Raw genomic sequence first — 25,657 nt, forward strand, 5'->3', positions numbered from 1 at the left:
ATCCGGTTATTTTTGATGTGAAAGGAAGTTGGCATGACAAAACCTGTCGTTTTACCTGTAAAATCTGTGCGTAATCCCCGCGACTTAGGCGGTTATATTGGCCTGGGGGGCCATAAAATCAAAAGTCATCGTTTATTGCGTACAGGCAACATAAGTAAAATAATCCCAAAAGATGAAAAATTTTTGCTTGATTATGGTCTGAGTAAAATTATCGATTTACGTTCACCAGCTGAGTGCAAGGCTAATCCCGACCAAAATATACCAGGGGTTGTTCATTATGAATTTCCCTTGTCTGTTGATGACAATACTGGTGGCAATGGTCTGGATATGAGTATAGAATTTGAACAATATCGCCATGATCAATATGCGGGTTTTTATACTATGTGTCAGAGATATCATGATCATGTCAGCAGTAAATTTGCTCAGAATAGCATTCACCAAATTGTCAGTTTAATTGCTGAAACGACTCAGGGCTCAGTTTTATACCATTGTTCAGAAGGTAAAGACAGGACGGGATTGGTAACTGTAATATTGCTTCACATTTTGGGAGTAGACCTAGAGACTATTCGGCAGGACTATCTTTATTCCAACTTGATGCTCAACGATTACCGCAAGGTTCGTGATGAGCGATTTAAAAGGGCCGGAGAAAATGATAAGTTCCGTGCTAACATGCGCATTTTGGGTTCGGTAGCCAATGCGTATATTGATACGAGCTTGATTACAATCAATGAAAACTATGGCGGCATTGATTCTTATATTGATAAACAATTAAGAATCGATGAGCAGATGAAAGAAAAAATAAGAGAAAACTATTTGGAGAAGTAGGGATAAAATCAATGATAAAAAATTTAGCTTTAGAACAACAAGTAGGACAACATCATGCTTTAGGCACATCAATAACCTTACAAATTTTTGGAGCACGCGATAAAAGTGTTATTAATGACTCGTTTACTTTGATTGATCATTATGAAGATTTATTAACAGTTAATCGTGATGAATCTGAAGTTATGGATGTAAACCATGCGGCTGGTAAACATCCAGTGCAAGTTTCCAGTGGTACCTATGATTTAATCAAATTAGCAGTAGAAGAGAGCCGGAAAAATTTTGGCTTTAATGCTTTAATTGGTCCAGTCGTTAAATTATGGGCAATTGGTTTTAAGGGAGCCCATGTTCCAACTGATGATCAGATTAAAGAAAGGATGAAGCTGATTGATCCTTTTAGTGTTGACTTGAATGACACAGACCAAACCGTTTTTTTGAAAAAGTCGGGTATGGAATTAGATCTTGGGGGTATTGCTAAAGGCTGGATTGCTGATCGCATTAAAGATTTCTGGATGGCCTATGGTGTTCATGCTGGAATTATTAATCTTGGTGGCAACATTCTACTTGTTGGTGATTCTCCTAAAAGGATTAGTGGTCAGTGGTCAGTAGGAGTGCAGGATCCTAAAGAGCCGCGTGGCAATAATATTGCTTCGGTAATGGTACCACAATGTTCAGCTGTTACTAGTGGTACTTATGAACGGTACTTGGTAGTTGACGGGCATAAATATCACCATTTAATTGACCCGCGGACTGGCTATCCGGTTGAAACTGATTTAGCCGGAGTGACTACTTTTACCAAGTATTCAGTTGAAGCAGAAATCGAATGTAAGAGGCTATTTTTTGCAGGTAAGCCGGTTGCTGGTTGGCATGATAATCCAGATCGCATCGGAGCAGTTTTTGTTTATAACGATGAACACGTTGAGTATGACAACTTTCAAAAGTAATAAAAAAGTGCCGTGAAAGGCACTTTTTTAATTACAATTTAAATTCGTAATGTAAGTATATTATTTGAACGAGAGAGCTTTATGGCAAAATTCTGCTTGAATAGCACTCTTTGGTACCCAGGCAATTGCACCATGATCATAATTCATGTTCTTGCCACCTGTACCCGCTTTATCAAACTTGGAGTAATAAAGGGGATCATAAACTAAGAACCTGCCTTTCTTGTAGCCGGTGATAACTTTGCAGTGATTGCGCTTGTAATCGCCAGCTTTTTGATATGAAGAAAAGCCATAGTATAACACTGGCTTGCCAGCCTGAATATACATTTTAAGATCATCAACAGTTAGCTTTTTACTGGAAATATTAATAATCTTTTTGCCCTTTTTAAAAGTCCGGGCATATTTAGCTAAGGCACCTGGGCTAATTACGTAGCCAAAACCGACGCCAGTGTAAACATTTCCCTTTTGTCCGCCTTTAACTGGTTGCATTGGTAAATTATTTTGAATTTTTGTAAGCAAGCTAGTAGTAATTTTCTGTCCCTGAGAACCTAACAACATAGCCATTGAGGCTCCTGCACAGCCCCACGGGGTTTTAACAGGAACGTATTGACTGACATACGGCGTCTTTTCAATTGTTTTAGCCTGATTAGGAGTAGCTACAGCTTTTTTATTAATATAGCCAATTGATTTCTTGCCCTTTTTGTTAAGCCAATAGTATGTTTTGCCGTTGTGGGTGAATTTTTTATTGACATTAAAAGTTTGGTGAAAATAATTCTTGGCTGCTTTCTTCTTGGTAAAATTATCAAGATAAATACCATAATTCTTTTTAACAATTGCTATTTTGAAAGTTTTGACTTTTTTGGCTGTGATATTAGCAGGCTTTTTATTCTGAGTCTTGGCAGCTGGGACCTTGGCTTCGGTCTTATCTGTTTCTTTGTCTGTCTTTTGGTCTTCTTGCGACTTTTGCGTCTCAGACTCTTTATTTACTTGATTAGGGTCCTGCTTTAATTGCTTATTTTGAGATTCCGTTTCTGCGCTAACTGTTTTGGTCAGACTGTTACTGAAAACAGGTGCTGCAAGAATAATGGCTGCAGAAAGAGTTACAATTTTCTTTAAGGTTAATTTGCTTTTCAATTTATCCTCCTAATTTCTTATTCAAAATGCCTTTATAACCAGTTTACTACCAAAAATGGCAAATATGTGCAAAAAATTTTGTGGATTTCTATTATTAGTAAAGGTGTATATAACACAATTACTCAAATTATTTTAGTTTGAAATCAGAGTAAACTTTTGCTAATTGTTAAACAAAAACAGCACTTAAACTAACAAGTTTAAACACTGATGATAATTTGATTTAATTTAGGCAGCAGTTCTACTGATACTAAAAATGCTGTTGAACAATCCGTTAGATAAGCCAGGTGTGTTATAAATAATGAAACGGATAAATGAGGAATCCAAAGTTTGCTGAATAAACCACGGATTTTGCAGAGCATTAAGCATTGACAATATAATATACACGAAGAAATAACTGGCAAAAAAAGATACGACAGCACCCAAAACGCTATCTAGTAAGTTGCCGAAGTTAGTTGCATGGGGATTTTTATTTGGCACCCAGCCTTTAAAAATCTTAACCACCATCTTACCGATAAAAACAATAATGAAGAAGGCTAAAAAACGAAAGAGCATTAGGTTGGTTCCGGGAGTTAAAGTGGTTTGAATATTCTGTCCCGTGATTTGACTGTAAAGCCAATTGCCAACGGGATTTTGAAACAGAATTGCTGCAATGAAGACAATAGCAGCAAATACCAAATTAATGATTAGTCTGGTAAAGCCGGTTTGAAAACCTTTATAAGTTTTTAGTGCCAAATAAGCCAGAACAATTAGAGTAACAATCATATTAATCTCCTTTGACGATATTATAGCTTAATTTATGCGTTTAGACTTTGACGACAGTCGAAAAATATTTCATAATTAAAGGGATGCATTGACTTTACAATAAGCCATTTTTAGCGTTAAATTTAGAGGGTGTGAAACAAGGTTTCACGGGTGAAAAATGAATCCTGAACAATTTGTCCAAGAATTATCAAAACGTAATTTTAAATTAAATGAAAATCAAATCAACCAATTTAACCAATACTTTACCAGTCTGATTGAAGCTAACAAGCACGTTAATCTCACGCGAATAACTGCAGAGAATGATGTTTACCTCAAACATTTTTATGATAGCATCACGCCGCTTTTGACCTTTAGTACGGTTTTGAAGTCAAGCAGCTCTTTATGCGATGTTGGTGCCGGAGCCGGTTTTCCTTCAATACCATTAAAAATTATGTTGCCAGAACTGCAAATAACAATAGTTGATTCTCTTGGTAAAAGACTGAATTTTTTGCAAGGATTGATCACCCAGCTAAATTTAAAAAATGTTACCTTGGTTCATGGGCGTGCTGAAGACGTGGGCCAAAATAAACATTATCGTGAGCAGTTTGATATTGTAACTGCCAGAGCTGTTGCCAACATGGCTGTTTTAAGTGAATACTGCTTGCCACTTGTCAAAAATGGCGGCAATTTTATTGCTCTCAAGGGACCAAAAGCTGAAGATGAATTAAAATTGAGTCAGAAAGCTTTAAAAATTTTAGGTGGCAAGGCAATTGCCATAAAAGAATTGCAACTGCCTCAAAGCACAGAAGAGCGCACGCTAATTTTGGTAAAAAAAGTGCAGCCTACACCCAAAAAATATCCGCGGCAGGCGGGCACACCGCACCGCAAACCAATTCATTAAACAGGGGGACTCAAAATGTCATTATTTTCTTCTTTGCGTCATCATGAAGAAATACCTAAAAATAAGCAAGTTCAGGATATTGAACTAAGTAAAATAAAACCTAATTCATATCAACCACGACATGAGTTTTCTGAAGAATCAATTCGTGAATTAGCAACGACTTTAGATAAAGATGGCTTGCTGCAACCTATTATTGTGCGTGAAAAGGGCGATGATTATGAAATTGTTGCCGGCGAACGTAGGTTGCGGGCCGCAAAGCATCTAGCTTGGGAAAAAATTCCGGCTATCGTTAATAATATGGATGATAGTCAAGCTGCTTCATTAGCTTTAATAGAAAACCTGCAAAGAGAAGATTTAAATCCAATAGATGAAGCACAGGCCTATAATAATCTCATGAAGTTAAATAATTTAACTCAAACAACTTTGGCTCAAAATATTGGCAAGTCACAATCTTATGTTGCTAACAAGTTGCGCCTTTTAAAGCTGACACCTAAGGTGCAGAGTTATTTGGCCAGTGGTGAAATTTCTCCTCGTCATGGACGCTGTTTAGTCGGACTTAGTGAAAAAGATCAAAGCCGCGTTCTCGATGAAATTTTGGCTCACAACCTTAATGTGAGCGATACCGAAAAAATCGTTAAAAATGTAGAGCAATATTTTGCCGACAAGAAAATTGAGGACAAAGAAAAAGAGCAGGCTGAAAAGACCAGACGAGCAGCCAATCGGATTCCCAAAGACTTAAAAGTACAGATTAATACGATCAAAAAGGCGATCAAGCTTGCACAGCAGTCTGGCATTAAGGTTAAGTTTAAAGAAAATAACGATCCTGATGATTATATGATCACGATTGAATTAAAAAGAAAGTAGGAAGGCATGGAAAATATGGTGAGTGTAATTTCGGTTGCTAACCAAAAAGGTGGCGTTGGTAAGACGACCACGACTATTAATTTAGCGGCTTCGATTGCGGAACGTGGGTATCAAGTCTTAATTGTGGATATTGATCCGCAGGGTAATGCCACTTCTGGCTTGGGAATTGAAAAGTCTGCAATTGATCAAGATATTTATAGCGTTTTGATTAATGATGTTCCGCTTAAAGATACGATTTTCCATACTTCGACTAATCGCTTGGATTTGGTTCCGGCAACTATTAATTTGTCCGGTGCAGAAACAGAACTGATTAGTATGATGGCGCGTGAAACGCGTTTAAAATCTGCTTTAGATTCAATTAGTGGCAATTATGATTTTATCTTTATTGATTGTCCACCTTCTTTAGGCCAGCTGTCTATTAATGCTTTTACAGCATCGGATTCAATTTTGATTCCCGTTCAAAGTGAATATTATGCTATGGAAGGTCTTAGCCAGTTGCTTAACACTATTCGCTTGGTGCAAAAGCACTTTAACAAAGATTTAGGGGTGGAAGGCGTCTTACTGACAATGCTGGATGCTCGGACTAATTTGGGCGCTGAAGTCGTTAAAGAAGTGCGTTCTTATTTTTCCGATAAAGTTTATAAAACTATTATCCCGAGAATTACCAAATTGGCGGAGGCACCTAGTTATGGGCAAGCAATTACTGAATATGCGCCTAATTCTCGTGGTGCCGAAGTTTATGATGATTTAGCTAAGGAGGTGTTGAAGAATCATGGCAAGAAACTCAAGAAGTAAAGATACAAAAAAACATGGTGGCCTGGGTCGCGGAATTGAAGCCTTGTTTGAAGATGAGCCGCAGATTGAAGACAATGAGGAAGAAATTCAGGATCTTAATTTAAGCGATATCAGACCGAACCCCTACCAACCACGTAAAAATTTTGATGATAAGTCTCTTAAAGAGCTGGCTGATTCAATTAAAGAAAATGGTGTTTTCCAACCAATTATTGTCCGTAAGTCGGTTAAAGGGTATGAGATTATCGCTGGTGAACGCAGGTTTCGTGCCTCAAAACTAGCCAAAAAGACTACTATACCTGCCATTGTACGTGACTTTAGCGAAAGTCAAATGATGGAAGTTGCGGTTCTGGAAAACTTGCAACGTGAAGATTTAACACCGCTTGAAGAAGCTCAGGCTTACGAAATGCTGCAAAAAAATTTAGGCTTAACTCAAGAAGAAGTTTCAAAAAGAATGGGCAAGTCCCGTCCTTATATTGCAAATTATTTGCGTTTGCTTACTTTACCAAGCAAAACCAAACATTTGCTTCAACATGGTGAACTTTCAATGGGTCAAGCCAGAACGCTTTTAGGCTTAAAAAATAAAGACAAGATTGATGAAGTAGCTAAACAAGTGGTTAAGGAAGGGATGCCAGTGCGCAAAGTTGAGGCATTGGTAGCCAGTCTTAATGCTAAGAAGCCCCGCAAAAAGACAGTTCATAAATCACCTTTTATTCGTGCTACTGAACATCAGCTGGCTAATAAGTTAGGCTCAACTGTCAATATTTCTGAAAGCAAAAAGGGCAGTGGTCATTTATCTATTGGCTTTTCTTCAACTGCCGAATTAAACAGAATACTTGATGTGCTAGGAGTCGATCTTGATGAATAAAGAGATTTCTTATAGTTTGGCAGATACGGTGTTGATGAAGAAACCTCATGCTTGCAAGACAAATGACTGGGAGGTTTTGCGCTTAGGAGCTGATATCAGGTTAAAGTGCATGGGGTGTGGCCACATCGTCATGATGCCGCGTTCAAAATTTACGCATAACTTGAAAAAAGTTTTAACTAAGGCGAATGATCCGGTCAACACTAAAAATGAGCTTTATGTGCCTAAAGAAGAAATAGTAAGACCTGGTTTTAATCAAGAAAATAATTGATTTTTGTTAAAGAAAGAGGATAAAAATGTCACTAACTGCTGGGATTGTTGGCTTGCCTAATGTTGGTAAATCAACTTTGTTTAACGCAATTACGAAAGCGGGAGCGGAAATGGCCAATTACCCGTTTGCCACCATTGAACCCAATGTTGGTATGGTTGAAGTTCCTGATAAGAGACTTGCGCGCATTCAGGAATTGATTCCTGCAAAAAAAATAGTTCATACTACTTTTGAATTTACCGATATTGCCGGTTTAGTTAAAGGAGCTTCAAAAGGCGAGGGTTTAGGTAATAAATTCTTGGAGAATATTCGCCAGACTGATGCGATTATTCATGTTGTTCGTGCTTTTAAAGATGACAACATTACTTCAGTTACCGGTAAAGTAGATCCAGAGGAAGATATCAATACTATTAACTTGGAATTGGCAATTGCTGACTTAGATGCCGTTAATCGCCGCATTAATAAGGTAAAAAAGATTGCCCAGCAAAATGATAAGGAAGCTAAAGCTGAATTTAACGTTTTGCAAAAGATTAAGCCAGTTCTAGAAGAGGGTAAACCCGTTCGCTCAATCAAGTTTAATGAAGATGAACAAAAAATTGTTAAGGGCCTATTTTTGTTAACTGACAAACCGGTTATTTATGTAGCTAATATTGCAGAAAGTTCAATGGCTGAGCCAGAAAAAGATCAATATTATCAAATTGTCAAAAAACATGCTGACAGTGAAAATGCTGAATGCTTAGGTATTTCCGCAGCCACTGAAGAAGAAATTGCCGGCTTGGATGATAATGAAAAAGCAGAGTTTTTAGAAGCTGAAGGTGTAACAGAGTCAGGTCTTGACCGATTAATTAGAGCAGCTTACCACATTTTGGGCCTAAGAACTTTCTTCACAGCTGGTGGACCCGAGACACGTGCCTGGACTTTCCATAAGGGCATGAAAGCACCACAAGTTGCCGGCGTTATTCACTCAGATTTTGAACGGGGATTTATTCGTGCCGAAGTAGTTTCATTTACCGATTTGGATAAATATGAAACCATGCAAAAGGTCAAAGAAGCCGGGAAATTACGTCTTGAAGGAAAAGATTATGAAGTCCAAGACGGTGACATTATTGAATTTAGATTTAACGTTTAGGAAAAAATAATGGCAGAAAAGAAAACTGAAGTACAAGCTAAAATCGATACTAATAAGCAAGAAAAATTAAAAGAGAAAGTAGTCAATCAGAATAAAGATGATGAGGTTAAACAGATGAAACCTGATCAGTTGCGCAAGCAACTCAGCAATAAAAATTCTGATTACATTTTTCGCTTGCAAAAGGAGCTTGAAACACAAGGTAAAATGAGTCATGAAGATGCTCAAAAGAAAATAGATGAGCTTTTGAATGATTTAATAATTGCACAGCGTCATGGTCAGCCGGCCAATACATACTATAATATGTCACCTAAATTAAAAGCTGCTGATATGCTAAAGCCGAAAAAGCGGAAAGCGTCTGATATTCCGTTTTGGCAATACGCCACAGATAATGCTTTATTTTATGTTGCCCTTTTCTTTGGTCTTTTTGGCTTAATTGGTTTATTCCAAAAGAATAACAAATATAATTCAGAGATGGGTGCCTTAACTTTGCTGATTGTTGGTGCTGCTTTAGGCGTTTTTATGACGAAGTATAATGAATGGGTCTTACCTAATGGCGGTAAAAATCGTAAAATTCCTTGGTCAAAATTAATTTGGGGTTTTATTTTAATGATGGCATTACTCTTTATCTGCTTTGGCGTACTGTCTCTGCGGGCATTACAAATTATAAATCCGGTTTTACCTGGAATATATAATTTAATAATTGCTGCGGTAGTATATGGTATTCGCTGGCTTTTCCGTCGACATTATCAAATCATTGGCTCTGCCTTTTCACCAGCTGATAGGAGCAAATAGGGTGCTTTTTGTCAAGAAAAGAGCTATACTTAGATAACTATATATTTTAAAGGATAAATAGATTTGCTATGAATCTATTTATCCTTTTTAAACTGAAGTACACGTTTAAAAACAACGCATTAATAAATTAGAAAGAGGTATTTAATGATTAACACGCTGAGTAAGTCAATCAGGCAGTATAAAAAACTGTCTTTGCTGTCACCACTCTTTGTCACTGGTGAAGTTATCATTGAAATGTTAATACCATATTTGGTCGGTATTTTAATTGATAATGGCATTATGAAAGGGAACATGCCCTATATTACTAAAAGCGGTATTGTTTTATTGGTGTTTACGGTTCTTTCACTTGTTTTAGGTTCTGGTGCCAGCTATGCCTCTGCTCATGCTGCAGCTGGGTTTGCAGCTAATTTACGTAAAGATATGTTTTATCATGTGCAAGACTACTCTTTTGAAAATATTGACAATTTTTCTAGTGCCAGTTTGGTTACGAGAATGACGACTGACGTTAATAACGTTCAGATGTCGTATCAAATATTAATTAGAATTGCAGTCAGAGCGCCAATGATGTTATTGGTTTCAATAATCATGTCTGTTATTGTCAGCCCCCAATTGTCACTGGTATTTGTAGTGATTGCCCCAATTTTTGTTATTCTGCTTGGTATCATTATTAAAAGTGCCAGCAAGTATTTTCCTAAGATTTTTAGGGGTTATGACCGCATGAACCAAGTAGTGCGGGAAAACATTCGCGGCATTCGTGAAGTTAAAACCTATGTTCAAGAAGAAGCACAAACAGTTAAATTTAAAAAATCTGCCGGCTTTATCTACAGACTATTTGCCACTGCCCAAAAAATCATGTCACTGAACTCACTGGTGGTTATGGCAGTGTTAAATATTTCTAACTTGGCTATTTGCTGGTTCGGGGCCAAAGAAATTGTTGGTGGCAGTTTACAAACTGGGCAGCTTATTTCAATGTTTTCATATTCAAACTCTGTCTTAGGCAGTTTGAATATGTTGGCAATGATCTTTACTCAGCTGGTTGTTTCTGCTGCTAGTGGACACAGAATTGCGGACGTTATCAATGAAAAACCATCAATTGAAAATCCACGCAAGCCTTTAAAGCATGTAAATAATGGTGAAGTAATTTTTGATCACGTTAATTTTAAATATGATCCAGATGATAAGAACCTGGCTTTGAACAATATCAATTTAACCATTAAACCGGGTGAGACAATTGGTATCATTGGGAAAACCGGATCATCTAAATCAACCTTAGTATCCATGATTCCCCGACTTTATGATACGGATTCTGGAGCAGTTCGGGTATCAGGACATAATGTAAAATCATATGATTTAAAAACACTGCGTGACAACGTAGCGATGGTTTTGCAAAATAATGTTCTGTTTTCAGGAACCATTAAGGAGAACCTGAAATGGGGTAACGAAAATGCCACTGATGAAGAAATTGTTGCTGCTGCCAAAATTGCTCATGCAGATGATTTTATTCGTGAAATGCCTGACCAGTATGAAACTATGGTTGAACAAGGCGGGGCTAATGTTTCCGGTGGCCAAAAGCAAAGAATTACAATTGCACGGGCATTGCTAAAGAGGCCCAAGATTTTAATTTTGGATGATTCTACTTCAGCGGTTGATACACAAACTGAGCGTCAAATCCGCGAAGCACTGGTAGAAAATATGCCGGATACCACTAAAATAATTATTTCGCAGAGAATCGTATCCATTAAGGATGCAGACAGAATAATTGTCATGGATGATGGTAAAATTCAGGATATTGGTACGCATGAAGAACTGATGCAACGCAATGACTTGTACAGCTCGATTGCCAAGTTTCAAGAAGAACAAAAGAAGTAGGTGATTAATTTGAATAAAGCAGTGGAAAAGCAAAATAACCAAGTCTCTGGTAAACGTTCTACAATACTGTGGCGCCTGCTTAAATTAGTTGCCAGTACTAGTCCCTTGATGCTCATCAGTTCTACAGTTGCCATAATTCTCACGGCTGCTGCAAATGTTTTAGGATCCTTATTTATCGAACGCTTGATAAATACTTATATTATTCCGCTAACTAAAGAGGCCAGACCAGATTTTGGTCCACTTTTGCACGCAATTGCAGTAATGTTTGGCTGTTATGCTATTGGATTTATTTCTAATTATCTTTTTGCAATGTTAATGGCAGTTTTAGCTCAAAAAGTCCAATTCAGAGTGCGGATGGAAATGTTTGAGCACATGGAAAAATTGCCAATTTCTTATTTCGATGAGAATGATTATGGCGACATCATGAGCTGTTACACTAACGACATTGATACGTTGCAACAAATGATTTCACAATCGATTCCGCAGTTTATGAACTCAACTTTAAACCTTATTTTCGTTTTGGGTGCGATGCTGGTTTTGAGCTGGCAACTAACTATTTTTACTTTAATAGTCTTTGCTCTTTCTATTATCGTTGTACGCTTTTTAACGATACGTTCAGCTCATTACTTTAAGCTGCAGCAAAAAGAATTAGGGCAAGTTAACGGTTATAATGAAGAAATGCTTAATGGCCTTAAGGTAATTAAAGTCTTTAGCCATGAGCCAGAAGTTGAGCAAGATTTTAATACTTATAACGATTCATTGCAAGTAGCATCTGGCAAGGCTCATACTTATGCCACAATTTTATTTCCAATTATGGGTAACTTGGGCAACTTGCTTTATGTTTTAATTGCTGTTTTAGGTGGTGCGGTGGCCATCAATCATATTGCACCTCTTTCATTAGGAGTTATTGGTGCCTTTTTGCAGTTATCAAAACAGTTTGCAATGCCGATAGCTCAGATTTCACAACAGTTAAATTCTATCGTAATGGCTTTAGCCGGTGCGGAAAGAATTTTCAAATTAGAGGATCAGACAGTTGAAGTTGATGATGGTGATGTAACCATCACTAAGGACGAAGATGTAAAGGGTGCTTGGCACTGGAATGTACCGCAAAAAGATGGGTCAGTGAAGAAAGTTACTGTCAATGGTCATATTGTTTTTGATCATGTCAACTTTGGTTATTCGCCAAATAAACAAATCTTGTATGATATTTCGATTGATGCCAAACCGGGTATGAAAGTAGCGCTAGTTGGTGAAACCGGAGCGGGCAAAACCACTATTTCTAATATGATTAATCGTTTCTACGAAATTAACTCTGGTACTATAACTTATGACGGTATTCCAATTAATAGAATTAAAAAAGATGATTTAAGGCGGTCGTTATCAATAGTACTGCAGGACACACACATGTTTACTGGTACAGTCATGGATAATATTCGCTTTGGTAATGCTGAAGCAAGTGATGATGATGTGTACCAGGCAGCGCACTTATCGCATGCCGATGAATTCATTCATCACTTGGACGAAGGCTATAAAACTATTATCGATGGTAATGGCGGAGACCTGTCTCAGGGTCAAATGCAGCTGCTCAGTATTGCGCGGGCGATGATTGCGGATGAGCCAGTCATGATTTTAGATGAGGCAACTTCCAGCATTGATACCCAAACTGAAAAGCTAGTGCAGGCTGGTATGGATAATCTGCTTGCAGGACGTACAAGTTTTGTTATTGCCCACCGTCTTTCAACAATTGTTAACTCGGACTTGATTTTAGTACTTGATCATGGTCATATTATTGAAGCCGGCAACCATGAGCAGCTTCTAAAGCAAAAGGGTTACTACTACGAGTTATATACTGGTAAAAAAGAAATACAGTAATTTTGATAAAATTTTCTCAGCATTATGGTGCTGGGAATTTTTTTGCTTCAAAAGACCTGCAAGCAATAATTGCTTACAGAACGCAGGTTTGTGTTATGGTAAGGTTTAAGAAATTAGCTAGGTCTAAAGCAATTAACATAGTGCTTTATGTAATTTAGGATAATTAAAAAAACTGGCATAGACAAAAGGAATTACGCAAATGAATCAAATCATCCAAATTTTAAGTGAACGCCGAGGCGATTTAGGGATCGCACTACTGCAACACATACAGATATCATTAATTTCACTGCTAATTGCTATGGTTATTGCAATGCCACTAGCTTTTTGGACTGTAAAACATGCCAAAGTAGCAGAATTTTTATTGCAAATTGCCAGTATCTTACAAACTATTCCTTCTTTGGCACTTCTGGGTTTGCTAATACCACTTGTCGGCATAGGAACAGTTCCTGCGGTAATTGCCTTGATAGTGTATGCTTTATTGCCTATCTTTCAGAATACTTATTTGGGGCTAACAGAAATTGATCCAGCTCTGGAAGAAGCTGCAGATGCGTTCGGCATGTCACGCATGCAAAAACTGGTCAAAGTTGAATTACCATTAGCTATGCCCACAATTATTTCTGGTATTAGGACAGCTTTAGTTTTAATTATCGGAACAGCTACTATGGCAGCATTAATTGGTGCAGGTGGACTTGGTAGTTTTATACTCCTGGGAATTGACCGTAATAATACGGCTTTAATAATTATCGGTGCAGTTTGTTCAGGTGCCCTGGCTATTATCTTAAGTGCCTTGATCAAGTGGTTAGAACATGCTTCAGTTAAAACCGCTTTAGGAGTTTTAGCTGTCAGTGTTCTGTTTCTAGCAGGCAGTGGTGTTTATGAAACTGTTGTTAATCAAAAAGAGACGATAACTGTTGCTGGTAAGCTGGGCTCTGAACCCGAAATTTTGATTAATATGTACAAAGAATTAATTGAACAGGGTGATTCGCACATTCAAGTGACGCTCAAACCTAATTTTGGTAAAACTACTTTTCTCTTCAGTGCATTAAAAAACAATAAGATCGATATTTATCCAGAGTTTACAGGCACTATTTTAGAAACTTTTGCTAAAACTCCGGTAAAAACGACGGGTTTATCTGAAAAAGAAACTTATGATAAAGCTAAGGAATTAGTGAACAAGCAGGATAAACTTACTTTACTTAGGCCAATGGCCTACGATAACACTTATGCCTTAGCTGTTAAAACATCTTTTAAGCAGAAAAATCATTTAAAGAAAATCAGTGATTTGGCTAATATTACCAATAGGCTCAAGGGTGGTATGACTTTAGAATTTATTGACCGCGGGGATGGTTTTAAGGGTATAAAAAAATTATATGGTATTGACTTCCCAGTTAAATCAATGGAGCCGGCGTTACGTTACCAAGCAATAGACCAAAATAAGGTTAACATTGTTGATGCCTATTCAACAGACAGTGAATTGCGACAGTACCACTTAAGTATTTTAAAAGATAACAAACATAACTTTCCTATTTATCAGGGTGCTCCCTTAATGAGTAATGTCTTTGCACGTCGGCATCCCCAAGTAGTACGCAGTTTAAATAAATTAGCCGGCAAGATTACTGAAAAGCAGATGCAGGAAATGAATTATGAGGTCAATGTCAAAAATATGGATCCAGGCCAAGTAGCGCATCATTATTTAGTAAAACAGCATTTGCTTAAGGAGAAGTAAGATGACTTCAGCGATAAAATTTGATCACGTAAAAAAATCGTTTGCTGATAAAATAGTAATAAACGATCTTAATCTTGATATTCAACAAGGTGAACTCTTTGTCCTAGTGGGTAATTCTGGTAGTGGCAAGACAACATCAATTAAAATGATTAATCGCCTGGAAGATCCTAATGCTGGCCAAATCTTAGTTAATAAGCGCCCAACTACTGCTTATGATGTGCAAAAGTTACGCTGGAAAATTGGTTACGTTTTGCAACAAATCGCTCTTTTTCCCAATATGACCGTTGCCCAAAATATTACTCTCATACCGGAAATTCAAGGGGTAAATGTTAATCTGGAAAAACTGGCAGCTCAACTGCTGCAAAAAGTGGGTCTCAATCCGCAAGAATACGCTCAGCGTTATCCCCGTGAACTGTCTGGTGGTGAACAACAAAGAATTGGCATTTTAAGGGCTATTGCATCAAAGCCTCCTATCGTGTTAATGGATGAACCTTTTAGTGCGCTTGATCCACTTTCTCGAGCAAATTTACAAGAACTAGTTGTTGACTTGCATAAGCAACTGCATAATACTATTTTGTTTGTAACACATGATATGAACGAGGCACTTCATTTAGCTGACAGAATTGGTATTATGAAGGATGGTCAATTACTGCAGGTTGATCAGCCCGAAGAAATTTTACGACATCCAGCTGATAACTTTGTCCGAGACTTTTTCAGAGGCAGCATAGGTAGCAACTTATATGAAACTACTTTGAAGCAAGCAGCTTTATTAACTAAATTTAAACGCACTGAATCTGGTTCACGGGCGACAATGCCAGTAATTAATGTCGAGGAAACAATTGCTAAATTGTTAGCCCTTTTAAGTGAGCAAAATGAAGTGCTAGTGCAAAATTCCAGTGGGGACTTTTTAGGCCTTGTTGATCGTCAATGGCTGGTTACGTATCTGAATAATATTAATAGTTTAAAGTAGAAACTAAGCTGGAAAAATCCGGCTTTTTTAATAAAACGATAAAGTTATGCTTGAATATTAGTAGTTTGTTACAAAATTGTCTAAAATATTAGACATAGATTCTGCTACACTATATTTAGTAGAATATAAAAATAAAACGAATATAATCAATAAGTAAAAAGAAGGGAAATTAGCCCTATGAAAATTTTAGTTGTTGACGACGATAAAGAAATCGTCGAATTGTTAAGTATTTATCTTAAAAATGAAGGGTATACCCCAGTTGTTGCCTACAGTGGCAAAGAAGCAATCACAAAATTAACTACCACTCCTGATATTGCACTAATGATTTTGGATGTTATGATGCCTAATATGAGTGGAATTGATGTTATTAAGGAGGTTCGTAAGGATTCAGATATTCCTATTATTATTGTGTCTGCTAAAACTGGCGATATGGATAAAATTCAGGGTTTGATTACAGGTGCTGATGACTATGTATCTAAGCCATTTAATCCACTAGAGGTAATGGCTCGAGTTCGTTCGCTTTTGCGTCGCAGTCAAAAGCAAGTCAAAGATGATGAACCTGACATTCTTGAAGTTGGACCACTTATTATTAACCGTGATTCTCATGAAGTTAAAACAATTGATGGCAAAGATATTCAGTTGACTGCTTTGGAATTCGGTATTCTGTATCTTCTTGCTAGTCACCCTAACCGTGTATTCTCTGCAGATGAAATTTTTGAACGGGTTTGGCAACAAGAATCAATAGTTTCTGCTAAAACCGTCATGGTGCATGTTTCCCACTTGCGTGACAAGATTCAAACGGCCACAGGCGGCGAAGATGTTATTCAGACTGTTTGGGGTGTAGGCTATAAAGTTGAGGCTTAGCTAGATGAAAAAAGAAAGAGTCAAGCTGACAGCTGCTGAAAAAAGCGAGTTGTTTGCTGAAGGCGTTATAACGGTGATCTTGCTGTTATTGTTAAACCTATCGGTGATTATTTTAATCAACTTGACAATTTTACAAAATAAAAACCTGGTTAACGGTATTTATTTTTTAAAAAGGACCATTACTTTTGCTGGTGGACGTCACTTATGGTCTTGGCAAAATACCTTTATCATTTTTATGGGTATTGGTGATTTGATCGTGCTCTATTGGCGCTTAATTCGGCGTTATCATCAAATGCAGTTAAGACACGTTATTTCTGAATTGCATTATATTGCCAAAGGACATTTTGATCATACAATTTCTTTTAAAGTTAAAACAGACTTGCAGAAAGTAATTGATTCGATTAACTCATTAGTGGATAGTACAGTCAACGCCATTAATGAAGAAAAGGCAATCGAAAAGTCAAAAGACGAACTAATCAGTAATGTTTCTCATGATATCAGAACGCCTTTAACTTCTATTATCGGTTATTTAGGTTTACTTAAATCGGGGGTGTCGGATCCAGCAGATCAGCAAAAATATCTTAATATCGCATATATGAAGGCAGAACAAATGAAGTCATTGGCTCATGATCTGCTTGAATATACCACGTTAAAATCAACTAGTACCAAATTAAACTTGTCCCCCTTACATATCTTTTCTATGTTAGAGCAGGTGGCAGCAGGTTTTGAATTTGAGGGTCAAGAAAAAGGGATAGTATTTAATATAGAAGCAAGACCCAAAGATTTAACCATTCAAGCTGATGCAGAAAAATTGGTACGTGTATACAATAATCTCATCACTAACGCACTTAAATATGGCACAGGGGCAACACAAATTAATTTAATTGCCAATTTGGTTAACAACAATGAAGTAGAATTGCGAGTAGAAAATAATGGTGCCCAAATTCCTGAAGGGTCGCTAAAAAAAATATTTGAGCGCTTTTACAGAGTAGAAGGTTCCCGCAATACTAAAACAGGTGGTACAGGATTAGGCCTGTCAATTACCAAAAGCATTGTTGATCTTCATCACGGTAAGATTCGTTGTGAATCTGATAAAGATTGGACCCGTTTCATTATTTGTCTGCCTTTAAACCTAAAGAGTGAAAAAACTCCAGCATAGCTGTGGTATAATTTTGACTGAGATAATAAATAGAGGAGTATAGCATGAGTATTTCTTTAAATACCTGTATTTTAATTTTAAAAGAGCACCATCTGCTTAAATCGAGTGCTGTTCAGGACACCGTCCCATCAAAAATGGAATATGTATCATATGATTCACGTGATGTTCATACCAATACACTATTCTTTTGTAAAGGCGCTGGTTTTCGTCCTACATTTTTGTCAATGGCGAAAGCAAACGGTGCCAACTGTTATGTAGCAGAGCAACCATATCCAGAAGGCAAGGGAATGCATGCACTGATTGTGCGCAATGTTTCTAAGGCAATGGCTCTATTATCTGCAGCCTTTTTCCGCTTTCCTCAAGATGATTTATATTTAATTGCTATTACTGGTACTAAAGGTAAAACCACTACTGCTTATTTTCTAAAAGGAATGCTGGATCAAGTCAATGGTGGTAAAACTGCACTGATTTCTTCTGTCAACACAGTTGTGGGTCAGGGAAAAGACGATACTTTTAAATCCAGCTTAACCACTCCTGAATCACTTGATTTGTTCCGTGATATGCGAACGGCTGTGGACAATGGTATGACGCATATGGTGATGGAAGTTTCCAGTCAGGCTTATAAGAAAAACAGGGTGTTCGGACTAACTTATGACTTAGGCTTTTTCTTAAACATTTCACCTGATCATATTGGACCTAATGAGCATCCTAACTTTGCTGATTATCTGCATTGCAAACTGCAATTATTAGTTAATGCACGCAAGTGTATTATTAACGCACAGACTGACCACTTTGATGAAGTTTATGCTGCTGCTACGACTACTACCGCTCCAGACAGTATCTACTTATTTGCTGCTGAAAAATTTACTAATCCTAATTTAAAACAGACCATTGATTTTCGTTTTGCAACCGAAGAACTTGATATGGCTCAGACTAAATTCCAGGTATTATGTGTTAGTGATAAAGCTAAGCAACTTAAAATAGCCGGTGATTACCAGTTAAAGATGCTGGGTGATTTTAATGAATCAAACGGTACAGCTGCAGTAATTGGAGCCGGGCTTGCTGGAATGGATCATGATGATGCTGCTAAAGGTATTAGCCAAGTAACTGTTCCGGGACGGATGCAGACAGAGGTTACCAAAGAACATGGTGTAGTTGTAGTAGATTATGCACATAATGAAGCTTCGATGATGGCACTTATGGGTTTTATGCAACGCGAATTTAACAATCCCAAAATTATTGTGGTTGTAGGAGCGCCTGGCGATAAAGGAATTTCTCGCCGTCCTGGTTTTAGCCACAGTTTAAATGCCTATGCTGATAAAGCCTTTTTGACTACTGATGATCCGGGGTTTGAAGATCCAAAAGAAATTGCACAGGAGATTGATGCCGGTATTGATCATTCTAAAGTTGATGTGACAATAGAACTGGACCGTAAAAAGGCCATATATGATGCTATCAGTATGTCAAATAAAGGAGATATTGTTCTAATCTGTGGTAAAGGTGAGGACGGTTTTCAAAAAGTGCGCGGCGTGGATACTCCTTATCCCTCTGATATTACAGTTGCACAAGAAGCAATTGATGAACTTGAAGGACAAAAAGAGCACTTTAGAAGTTAGAAAAGCAGGTATTAATGAAACATTTTTTTAGTATTATTGGCGGTATGGGTACGATCGCAACGGAGAGCTTTGTTCGCATGATTAATCACCGCATCAAAATTACTAAAGATCAGGACTATTTAAATTATATTTTGGTTAACGATGCCCAAGTTCCTGATCGCACGGCTTATATCAAAGATCACAACCAACCCAATTTTTTCACTGCCTTACGAGAAGATGTGCTCCAACAAGCCCAGCTAAAACCGGACTTTTTTGTAATGCCGTGTAATACAGCTCATTATTGTTATGATGATCTGGTGGAGCTAACAGACATTCCTTTTTTGCATATGATGCGCATTGCCGTGCATAAATTTATAACAGATTATCCCCAAGAGAAAAAGATTGGGTTAATTGCCACCGAAGGGTCCATATATGATCATTTGTATGAAGACGAAATTAAACAAGTAGGTCGAGAAGTTGAACTGGGTGGTCCTGAGATTCAGCCAATGGTTACTGAGCTGATTTATTCCAACATTAAGGAAAAGGGCGTAGTTGATGGCGAACTTTATCACCACATATTGCGCACAATGCATGACAAATATGGCTGCAATGTCATATTACTAGGTTGCACAGAATTATCGTTAGCTCAGGAGAAGGCGCCAGATCATCCCTATAACGTTATTGATCCACAGGTTATCATGGCTGATGTAGCAATTGAATTGGAATTGAAGATACGTGCAGGAATGGATCCTAAAACAGCCATAGAGAAGTATCTGTATTAAAAAAAACGTAAGGTTTAACAGATTAAAATAGACTAGTAATCAATTTGGTTACTAGTCTATTTATTTTGCCAAAAAAAGTTGACAATGTTATCACTAAGTAATAGTGTATTATAAAAGTGATACAGTTAAAAATAGGAGGGCTAAGATGCTATATCTTTTGTATATATTTATTAGCATACTGATAATTGTCACTACTAATTTAGCAGTGACAACAATTTTGAGTATCAGAGACGCTTATTGCAATCATCTTAAAGATCATTCGTCATTTGGCACTGCCTTTAAAAAATATTTTGGTAAAAACAATAATATTCCTCTCCATTTGTCTGATTGGAAGTTTTAAGGAATAATTTATTTAAGTTTGATCTTATCGTATATATAATTTATATAAAACAAAAAATTGCTATTGCCGATATAGGATATCTATATTATACTGGAATCAGTTGAATACGGTTTCTTCGGGGCAGGGTGCAATTCCTTACCGACGGTGACAATTAATAATTGAAGTCCGTGACCCGCGTTTTGCGGTGGAACTAGTGCAAGTCTAGTACCGACAGTTAAAGTCTGGATGGGAGAAGAACAAACAAGATTAGACAGAAAACTCGCGTCGTTATTAAACTTCGCTGAAATCTTATTTGATAAATAAAAGATGAGCCTCGTTGATAAAATCAACGGGGCTTTTTAATGTTTAGGAAGTGAAATAGTGCAGGATAAAGATTATATGCAAATGGCAGTTCAAGAGGCTTTAAAAGCTCAGGGGATGACTTGGACAAATCCATTAGTTGGTGCAGTTTTGGTTAAAAATGAGCAAGTTTTAGCAACGGGCTATCACCATCAATTTGGCAAAGAACATGCGGAAATAAATACACTGTCACACTTAGCGGATCCCAAACAAGCTCAAGGGGCAACCTTGTACGTCACACTAGAGCCTTGCAGCCATTATGGCAAGCAACCTCCCTGTTGTAAAACAGTAGCCGAGGCCGGAATCAAAAAAGTTGTTATCGGTCAGGTCGATCCCCACCAAATTGTGGCAGGTAAAGGCATTAAATATCTTAAAAGTCATGGAGTTCAAACAGAAGTCATTGGTGGCACTGAAAGTTTAAATGTTGCGTATAACTTTTTTTATCAACAAGAAAGACCGTTTGTAACACTTAAATATGCAATGTCTATTGATGGCAAAATTAATGCTGCGGGCAAGAGAAGAACGCTTTTGACTGGGGATGCTGCTCAAGTGGATGTACAAAAATTGCGCTTGCAAAATCAAGCTATTTTAATTGGCGCAAACACATTACGCATCGACAATCCGCTGTTAACTGTCAGAATAAAAAACTTACCACATCCACCTATTAGGATTGTGTTAACTAAGGATGCCAATCGGTTGGATTTTACCAGTCAAATATTTAAGACCCGCGGTCAAATTTGGCTACTGAGTGAAACTAAATTAACACAAAAAGTTGGAGAAAATGTATGCTGTTATACTGCTAGCAAGTGGACACCAGCAAAAGTAGTACAGCTGCTAGCTGAACACGAAATTCAATCGCTGTTAGTTGAGGGCGGCAGCAATGTCCAGGCTCAGTTTGTAGCAGCCGGTTTGGCTGACGAAATAGTGACATATGTAGCTCCGATAGTTTTAGGAGGCACCGGTTTACCAGCCGTGTTCGGCCAAGCTTTAACAGAAAAAAAGAACTATCAACTTTTGGATGTTAAGAGATTCAATCAAGATATCAGAATTCGCGTGAGGAGAAAAGAATGTTTACAGGAATAATTCAAACAACGGGTACGATTACCCGTTTGGAAATTAGTGAGCAACATGCAAGACTGGGTATTTGCGCTCCAAAATTGGTGCAAAAAGATTTGCCTTTAGGAGCAAGTATCGCCGTTAACGGTATCTGTTTAACCATTACTGACTGGAGTGAAAAGGACTTTGCAGTTGATGTAATGCCGGAAACAATGAAAAGAACCAACCTTGGAAAATTGCAAAAAGGTAGTTTGGTTAATTTGGAACCTTCACTAACGCTAAATGGCAAACTTGATGGCCATATTGTTGCAGGACACATTGATACCACAGCTGAACTGGTAAAAAGGGATGAAAACGAAAATTCTATTGAGTTGGAATTTCAAGTACCACATAAGTATGACTCCTTTATTGTTGAAAAAGGATCAATCGCTATTGATGGCATCAGTTTAACCGTTACGATGGCAGAAAATGATCATTTTGGGGTAAGTTTAATCCCCTATACCATCCAAAATACTACTTTGGCTCACTACCAAGTAGGCGATAAAGCAAATATTGAAGTGGATATGATTGGCCGCTATGCAGTCAAGCAAATTCAGGCCTGGAAAAAAGAATTTTGATGGAGGAAAAAATGACAGAACAATTGAATGAAAAAATGCATAAAGTATTGCAGCACATGCTAAATGGTGGTTTGGTAATTGTGGCTGATTCACCGCAACGCGAATCTGAAGGGGATATGATTGGCTTAGCAGAAAAGGTTACACCACAAGCAGTTAATATGATGATTACTAAAGCTCGAGGATTATTATGCGTGCCAATGAGCAAAGCATATGCCGACCGTTTGCAGTTAAAACCAATTGAAACTGGTTCGAACGATACTTTTGGCACGGCTTTTACTCTTAGTGTTGACTCCACTGAAACTACAACGGGAATTTCAGCTTTTGATCGGGCAAAGACTATTAAAAAGTTAGCTGATCCTAATAGCCAATGGGCTGATTTTTATCATCCTGGTCATGTTTTTCCGCTGGTAGCTAAAGAAGGTGGCGTGCTGGAGCGGACTGGTCATACGGAAGCAGCCTTAGACTTGGCAAGACTAGCTGGTGTTGCTCCTGTTGGCTTTATCTGTGAGTGTATTAAAAAAGACGGTACAATGGCCAGGCGTAAGGACTTGAAAGCTTTAGCAGAAGGACTCGGCATACCTTATTTGACCATTGAGGAGTTAATTGAGTACCGTAAAAATCAGGAAAACAAAGATTTGGGGATTGAGTCTTTTACTAAGGTTGACTTTCCTACAAAATATGGTCACTTCCAACTTGAAGGGTTTAGAGATAAAAAGCATCCTGAAAAGCAACCTACTTTATTAATTAGTAAAGGTGAAATTAAAAAAGGTGAACCCCTTTTGTTGCGGCTTCACAGTGAATGTTTGACTGGGGATGTTTTTGGCTCTAAACGCTGTGATTGCGGCGCTCAACTTGCTGAAGCACTAACTAAGATTGAAGAAAATGGTTCAGGAGCGGTTTTATACTTACGTCAAGAAGGTCGGGGCATTGGCCTGGAAAACAAATTGCGTGCTTATAAGCTCCAAGATGAAGGTATGAACACAGTAGAAGCTAACCAGCATCTTGGCTTGCCAGTTGATGCACGCCGTTACAACGTCGCTGCCGAAATCTTACGACAAAAGGGTGTAAGTGAAGTTAATTTGATGACCAATAATCCTGACAAAGTGAATCAATTAGAAAACTATGGTATTAAAGTTACTAAACGTATTCCTGTTGAAGTAGGCATGACTGCAGAAAATAAAAAATATTTGGCAACTAAAAAGCATGAAATGAATCATATTTTAAATGAGGTGGATTAATATGAAAGAAATTATTGGGAATATTGCCCAAGGACAAGATAAAAAGATTGGTATTGTTGTAGCTCAGTTTAATGGTGTGGTAACTGATCGCCTGCTTTCAGGAGCAGTGGCACAATTAAAAAAATCGGGCGTGAAAGATGAAAATATTGTGATTGTGAGAGTGCCCGGTGCCTTTGAAATCGCCCGTACAGTCAACTGCTTGGCAAAAAGTGGCCAAGTTGACGGTATCATTGCATTAGGAGCAGTAATTCGGGGTGAAACAGCTCACTTTACCTACGTTTGTGAAGGCACTACTTCGCAGTTAGCCGCTGCATCAGCTAATGGAAATGTGCCAGTGATGTTCGGCGTGTTAATGACTGATACAGTTGCACAAGCAACCGATCGTGCTGGCGGCAAGTCAGGCAATAAAGGTGCAGAGTGTGCCACGGATGTCTTAGAGGTCTTAAATATAGAAGAACAGATTAAACAATTATAATTTAATTAAGTGCATTATCGCTATTGAGCGCCATTAATTACGCAAAAAGCCATCTCTAGAAATAGAGGTGGTTTTTTATGACTTCACGTCAACGCTTTTAATTAATTTGTTCTAAACGATACCGCTCCATATTATTGCCAAAAAGGCTAAAAATAAGTAAGAGTGCAATTCCTGCAGCAAGTAGAGTAAGAGCCGGTTGGTGGCAAGCATTGGCAATTGCAGATACTCCGACAGTAAAAAAGATATTCAATAAAGAACTCCCCAGCTGCAAAAAACTTGATTGCGCAGACTGGACCTCTTTACCGGTTCTTTTAATCCTAGTTTTGTTGCACCAATTAGCGATTGGTAAAGTTTCGCCATATATCAGTACAGTAATAATGGCCATAGTAACGATTGTTTGCTTTAAAAAGAAAATTCCTAAAGCCAGCGTGGTAATAAATACTAAAGTAGTAAGTAACCAAAATATATTATCAAAGTGGATAAGAATAGCACCTAAGAAAAGACCACTGACTACTGCAACTAGTAGCCAGTAAACTTGACTGTAATTAGGATCAATCGCTTTCCAGAAATAGATCAGCAACCCGTTAAATACTGTTTGGAGAGTACTGGTAAAGATGGCAATAATAATTGAGGCGCGTAAGCCTTTACTAGCAGCTATTTTGTGCCAAACTGTCATGAGGTGGGTTAAGGTTTTAAAACTATTTTGGTTTTTAGTAAAGTGACTTTGGCGTAAAGCAATAGAGAGAAAGATATTTATAAAAAAACCGTAGCTTGCTACTAAGAGAAAATACAAATAGTTGCGGGTAGTAAAAATTAAAACTGCCATCGCTGCCACACTGGCAATATTACCAATAAGTCCGGCAATGGAATTATAGTTAATAGTTCGCTCCAGTACATTTTCTGGCAGAAGAGACTTTAAATTCCCAGTGAAAGATAACCCTTCTACTAAGCTAAACATTGTTATACAAAGGTCAACCAGAATGTATAAGGGTACAAAGTATTTTTGCGGGAAAGTAAAAGGGAGTAATAAAAATAAACTCAGTAAAATATACATCCAGATAAGCATGCGTCGCTTATCAGTGTTGTCGAGCTTGGAACCAATAAATAAAACGCTCAAAATAAGTGCTAACGAACTGATACTCGAAATTAAGCCGTTAATAACGATATTATCTGAATATTCACGGATAATTAGTGAACCGCCAATTCCAACCAAGATGCTGCTAAAATTCGTCAAAAAATTGATTAGTGGTAATAATATTTGATTACGGCTGAGAAAGTTATTATTGTCCAATTTTGCCACGCTTTCGTTTGCTATAATGAGAAGCGTAACATGTAGGAATTTTGCTGGCAGCAAAAGTAACATAAACGGCCGTTTCTTTTACTTGAAACGGCCGTTTTTAATATACAAAATCTTGGATCTTAATTAAGTTTCTTAACAATTATTTGTTATAAATTATGCTACCAAATCCACAAAATACATAGTGTTGTTTAAATTTTTAGAGTATT

The 25,657-nt window shown here is 37.6% G+C and carries 24 protein-coding genes and 1 riboswitch; of the genes, 21 read left to right on the forward strand and 3 right to left on the reverse strand.

Annotation, left to right across the window (positions count from 1 at the left end; translation table 11 throughout):
- Positions 1 to 33: 33 nt before the first annotated feature.
- Both ACZ2M0_RS02600 and ACZ2M0_RS02605 read left to right on the forward strand, forming a co-directional pair.
- Entirely contained in the window at positions 34 to 825 is a 792-nt protein-coding gene (locus ACZ2M0_RS02600; RefSeq protein ID WP_490058411.1) for a tyrosine-protein phosphatase, read from the forward strand.
- A gap of 11 nt (positions 826 to 836) precedes the next feature.
- Complete coding sequence (locus ACZ2M0_RS02605; RefSeq protein ID WP_490058412.1) at positions 837 to 1,766, forward strand: FAD:protein FMN transferase; 930 nt, start codon at positions 837 to 839, stop codon at positions 1,764 to 1,766.
- 60 nt (positions 1,767 to 1,826) lie between these two features.
- Here ACZ2M0_RS02605 and ACZ2M0_RS02610 read toward each other — a convergent pair whose 3' ends face one another.
- Together ACZ2M0_RS02610 and ACZ2M0_RS02615 are read right to left on the reverse strand one after the other, a co-directional pair.
- A complete protein-coding gene (locus ACZ2M0_RS02610; RefSeq protein WP_490058413.1) occupies positions 1,827 to 2,897 on the reverse strand; it encodes a C39 family peptidase in 1,071 nt (356 codons plus the stop codon).
- A 225-nt stretch (positions 2,898 to 3,122) separates the two neighbouring features.
- Positions 3,123 to 3,659: a CvpA family protein gene (locus ACZ2M0_RS02615; protein ID WP_223902635.1), complete on the reverse strand. Its 537-nt coding sequence runs from the start codon at positions 3,657 to 3,659 to the stop codon at positions 3,123 to 3,125.
- Positions 3,660 to 3,816: 157 nt separating this feature from the next.
- Between ACZ2M0_RS02615 and rsmG the strand changes: the two genes are divergently transcribed.
- From rsmG to ribH, 19 genes are all read left to right on the forward strand, one after another.
- The gene (rsmG, locus tag ACZ2M0_RS02620; protein ID WP_223902634.1) at positions 3,817 to 4,539 is read left to right on the forward strand and encodes a 16S rRNA (guanine(527)-N(7))-methyltransferase RsmG; all 723 of its coding nucleotides are present in this window, start codon (positions 3,817 to 3,819) and stop codon (positions 4,537 to 4,539) included.
- Positions 4,540 to 4,554: 15 nt separating this feature from the next.
- Positions 4,555 to 5,403, forward strand: a complete 849-nt coding sequence (noc, locus tag ACZ2M0_RS02625; RefSeq protein WP_265893602.1) for a nucleoid occlusion protein — start codon at positions 4,555 to 4,557, stop codon at positions 5,401 to 5,403.
- Between the two features lie 15 nt (positions 5,404 to 5,418).
- The gene (locus ACZ2M0_RS02630; protein ID WP_198180500.1) at positions 5,419 to 6,198 is read left to right on the forward strand and encodes a ParA family protein; all 780 of its coding nucleotides are present in this window, start codon (positions 5,419 to 5,421) and stop codon (positions 6,196 to 6,198) included.
- Positions 6,176 to 7,063 carry a ParB/RepB/Spo0J family partition protein gene (locus ACZ2M0_RS02635; RefSeq protein ID WP_490058414.1) on the forward strand — a complete coding sequence of 296 codons (888 nt, stop codon included), beginning with the start codon at positions 6,176 to 6,178 and terminating at the stop codon, positions 7,061 to 7,063. The genes ACZ2M0_RS02630 and ACZ2M0_RS02635 overlap by 23 nt, the downstream gene beginning before the upstream one ends.
- Complete coding sequence (locus ACZ2M0_RS02640) at positions 7,056 to 7,331, forward strand: DUF951 domain-containing protein (RefSeq protein WP_223902631.1); 276 nt, start codon at positions 7,056 to 7,058, stop codon at positions 7,329 to 7,331. Before ACZ2M0_RS02635 ends, ACZ2M0_RS02640 begins: the two co-directional genes overlap by 8 nt.
- Positions 7,332 to 7,356: 25 nt before the next feature.
- Complete coding sequence (gene ychF / locus ACZ2M0_RS02645) at positions 7,357 to 8,457, forward strand: redox-regulated ATPase YchF (protein WP_223902630.1); 1,101 nt, start codon at positions 7,357 to 7,359, stop codon at positions 8,455 to 8,457.
- A gap of 9 nt (positions 8,458 to 8,466) precedes the next feature.
- A complete protein-coding gene (locus ACZ2M0_RS02650) occupies positions 8,467 to 9,249 on the forward strand; it encodes a DUF1129 family protein (protein WP_490058415.1) in 783 nt (260 codons plus the stop codon).
- Positions 9,250 to 9,393: 144 nt separating this feature from the next.
- Positions 9,394 to 11,118 (forward strand): ABC transporter ATP-binding protein, encoded by a 1,725-nt coding sequence (locus ACZ2M0_RS02655; protein WP_490058416.1) that lies wholly within the window; start codon positions 9,394 to 9,396, stop codon positions 11,116 to 11,118.
- Positions 11,119 to 12,990: an ABC transporter ATP-binding protein gene (locus tag ACZ2M0_RS02660; RefSeq protein WP_490058417.1), complete on the forward strand. Its 1,872-nt coding sequence runs from the start codon at positions 11,119 to 11,121 to the stop codon at positions 12,988 to 12,990.
- A 199-nt stretch (positions 12,991 to 13,189) separates the two neighbouring features.
- The gene (locus tag ACZ2M0_RS02665) at positions 13,190 to 14,716 is read left to right on the forward strand and encodes an ABC transporter permease/substrate-binding protein (protein ID WP_490058418.1); all 1,527 of its coding nucleotides are present in this window, start codon (positions 13,190 to 13,192) and stop codon (positions 14,714 to 14,716) included.
- 1 nt (position 14,717) lies between these two features.
- Entirely contained in the window at positions 14,718 to 15,686 is a 969-nt protein-coding gene (locus tag ACZ2M0_RS02670) for an ABC transporter ATP-binding protein (protein WP_490058419.1), read from the forward strand.
- A 177-nt stretch (positions 15,687 to 15,863) separates the two neighbouring features.
- Positions 15,864 to 16,550, forward strand: coding sequence for a response regulator transcription factor CroR (croR, locus tag ACZ2M0_RS02675; RefSeq protein WP_034978891.1), 687 nt, complete (start codon positions 15,864 to 15,866; stop codon positions 16,548 to 16,550).
- A gap of 4 nt (positions 16,551 to 16,554) precedes the next feature.
- On the forward strand, positions 16,555 to 17,709 hold the full coding sequence (locus ACZ2M0_RS02680) for a sensor histidine kinase (protein WP_223902624.1): 1,155 nt from the start codon (positions 16,555 to 16,557) through the stop codon (positions 17,707 to 17,709).
- Positions 17,710 to 17,753: 44 nt separating this feature from the next.
- Positions 17,754 to 19,325 carry a UDP-N-acetylmuramoyl-L-alanyl-D-glutamate--2,6-diaminopimelate ligase gene (locus ACZ2M0_RS02685; RefSeq protein ID WP_490058420.1) on the forward strand — a complete coding sequence of 524 codons (1,572 nt, stop codon included), beginning with the start codon at positions 17,754 to 17,756 and terminating at the stop codon, positions 19,323 to 19,325.
- Between the two features lie 14 nt (positions 19,326 to 19,339).
- Positions 19,340 to 20,086 carry an aspartate/glutamate racemase family protein gene (locus ACZ2M0_RS02690; RefSeq protein ID WP_490058421.1) on the forward strand — a complete coding sequence of 249 codons (747 nt, stop codon included), beginning with the start codon at positions 19,340 to 19,342 and terminating at the stop codon, positions 20,084 to 20,086.
- A gap of 447 nt (positions 20,087 to 20,533) precedes the next feature.
- A riboswitch (FMN riboswitch) is annotated at positions 20,534 to 20,667 on the forward strand.
- A 119-nt stretch (positions 20,668 to 20,786) separates the two neighbouring features.
- On the forward strand, positions 20,787 to 21,848 hold the full coding sequence (ribD, locus tag ACZ2M0_RS02695; protein WP_490058422.1) for a bifunctional diaminohydroxyphosphoribosylaminopyrimidine deaminase/5-amino-6-(5-phosphoribosylamino)uracil reductase RibD: 1,062 nt from the start codon (positions 20,787 to 20,789) through the stop codon (positions 21,846 to 21,848).
- Positions 21,833 to 22,438, forward strand: coding sequence for a riboflavin synthase (locus ACZ2M0_RS02700; RefSeq protein WP_490058423.1), 606 nt, complete (start codon positions 21,833 to 21,835; stop codon positions 22,436 to 22,438). Before ribD ends, ACZ2M0_RS02700 begins: the two co-directional genes overlap by 16 nt.
- A gap of 11 nt (positions 22,439 to 22,449) precedes the next feature.
- A complete protein-coding gene (ribA, locus tag ACZ2M0_RS02705) occupies positions 22,450 to 23,676 on the forward strand; it encodes a GTP cyclohydrolase II (RefSeq protein ID WP_490058424.1) in 1,227 nt (408 codons plus the stop codon).
- Position 23,677: 1 nt separating this feature from the next.
- Positions 23,678 to 24,151 carry a 6,7-dimethyl-8-ribityllumazine synthase gene (ribH, locus tag ACZ2M0_RS02710; RefSeq protein ID WP_223902620.1) on the forward strand — a complete coding sequence of 158 codons (474 nt, stop codon included), beginning with the start codon at positions 23,678 to 23,680 and terminating at the stop codon, positions 24,149 to 24,151.
- A gap of 97 nt (positions 24,152 to 24,248) precedes the next feature.
- Here the strand turns inward: ribH and ACZ2M0_RS02715 are convergent, their stop codons facing one another.
- Entirely contained in the window at positions 24,249 to 25,514 is a 1,266-nt protein-coding gene (locus tag ACZ2M0_RS02715; RefSeq protein WP_490058425.1) for an MFS transporter, read from the reverse strand.
- Between the last annotated feature and the right edge of the window lie 143 nt (positions 25,515 to 25,657).

The organism is Lactobacillus sp. VURO6/B1 (VP7), from assembly GCF_058139575.1.

Coding starts and splice junctions, on each gene's coding strand:
- noc (WP_265893602.1), top strand. CDS start 4,555: ATGTCATTATTTTCTTCTTTGCGTCATCATGAAGAAATACCTAAAAAT.
- ribA (WP_490058424.1), top strand. CDS start 22,450: ATGACAGAACAATTGAATGAAAAAATGCATAAAGTATTGCAGCACATG.
- ACZ2M0_RS02655 (WP_490058416.1), top strand. CDS start 9,394: ATGATTAACACGCTGAGTAAGTCAATCAGGCAGTATAAAAAACTGTCT.
- ychF (WP_223902630.1), top strand. CDS start 7,357: ATGTCACTAACTGCTGGGATTGTTGGCTTGCCTAATGTTGGTAAATCA.
- ACZ2M0_RS02650 (WP_490058415.1), top strand. CDS start 8,467: ATGGCAGAAAAGAAAACTGAAGTACAAGCTAAAATCGATACTAATAAG.
- ACZ2M0_RS02615 (WP_223902635.1), bottom strand. CDS start 3,659: ATGATTGTTACTCTAATTGTTCTGGCTTATTTGGCACTAAAAACTTAT.
- rsmG (WP_223902634.1), top strand. CDS start 3,817: ATGAATCCTGAACAATTTGTCCAAGAATTATCAAAACGTAATTTTAAA.
- ACZ2M0_RS02630 (WP_198180500.1), top strand. CDS start 5,419: ATGGTGAGTGTAATTTCGGTTGCTAACCAAAAAGGTGGCGTTGGTAAG.
- ACZ2M0_RS02600 (WP_490058411.1), top strand. CDS start 34: ATGACAAAACCTGTCGTTTTACCTGTAAAATCTGTGCGTAATCCCCGC.
- ACZ2M0_RS02640 (WP_223902631.1), top strand. CDS start 7,056: ATGAATAAAGAGATTTCTTATAGTTTGGCAGATACGGTGTTGATGAAG.
- ACZ2M0_RS02690 (WP_490058421.1), top strand. CDS start 19,340: ATGAAACATTTTTTTAGTATTATTGGCGGTATGGGTACGATCGCAACG.
- croR (WP_034978891.1), top strand. CDS start 15,864: ATGAAAATTTTAGTTGTTGACGACGATAAAGAAATCGTCGAATTGTTA.
- ribH (WP_223902620.1), top strand. CDS start 23,678: ATGAAAGAAATTATTGGGAATATTGCCCAAGGACAAGATAAAAAGATT.
- ACZ2M0_RS02685 (WP_490058420.1), top strand. CDS start 17,754: ATGAGTATTTCTTTAAATACCTGTATTTTAATTTTAAAAGAGCACCAT.
- ACZ2M0_RS02665 (WP_490058418.1), top strand. CDS start 13,190: ATGAATCAAATCATCCAAATTTTAAGTGAACGCCGAGGCGATTTAGGG.
- ACZ2M0_RS02635 (WP_490058414.1), top strand. CDS start 6,176: ATGGCAAGAAACTCAAGAAGTAAAGATACAAAAAAACATGGTGGCCTG.
- ACZ2M0_RS02605 (WP_490058412.1), top strand. CDS start 837: ATGATAAAAAATTTAGCTTTAGAACAACAAGTAGGACAACATCATGCT.
- ACZ2M0_RS02700 (WP_490058423.1), top strand. CDS start 21,833: ATGTTTACAGGAATAATTCAAACAACGGGTACGATTACCCGTTTGGAA.
- ACZ2M0_RS02680 (WP_223902624.1), top strand. CDS start 16,555: ATGAAAAAAGAAAGAGTCAAGCTGACAGCTGCTGAAAAAAGCGAGTTG.
- ACZ2M0_RS02715 (WP_490058425.1), bottom strand. CDS start 25,514: ATGTTACTTTTGCTGCCAGCAAAATTCCTACATGTTACGCTTCTCATT.
- ACZ2M0_RS02670 (WP_490058419.1), top strand. CDS start 14,718: ATGACTTCAGCGATAAAATTTGATCACGTAAAAAAATCGTTTGCTGAT.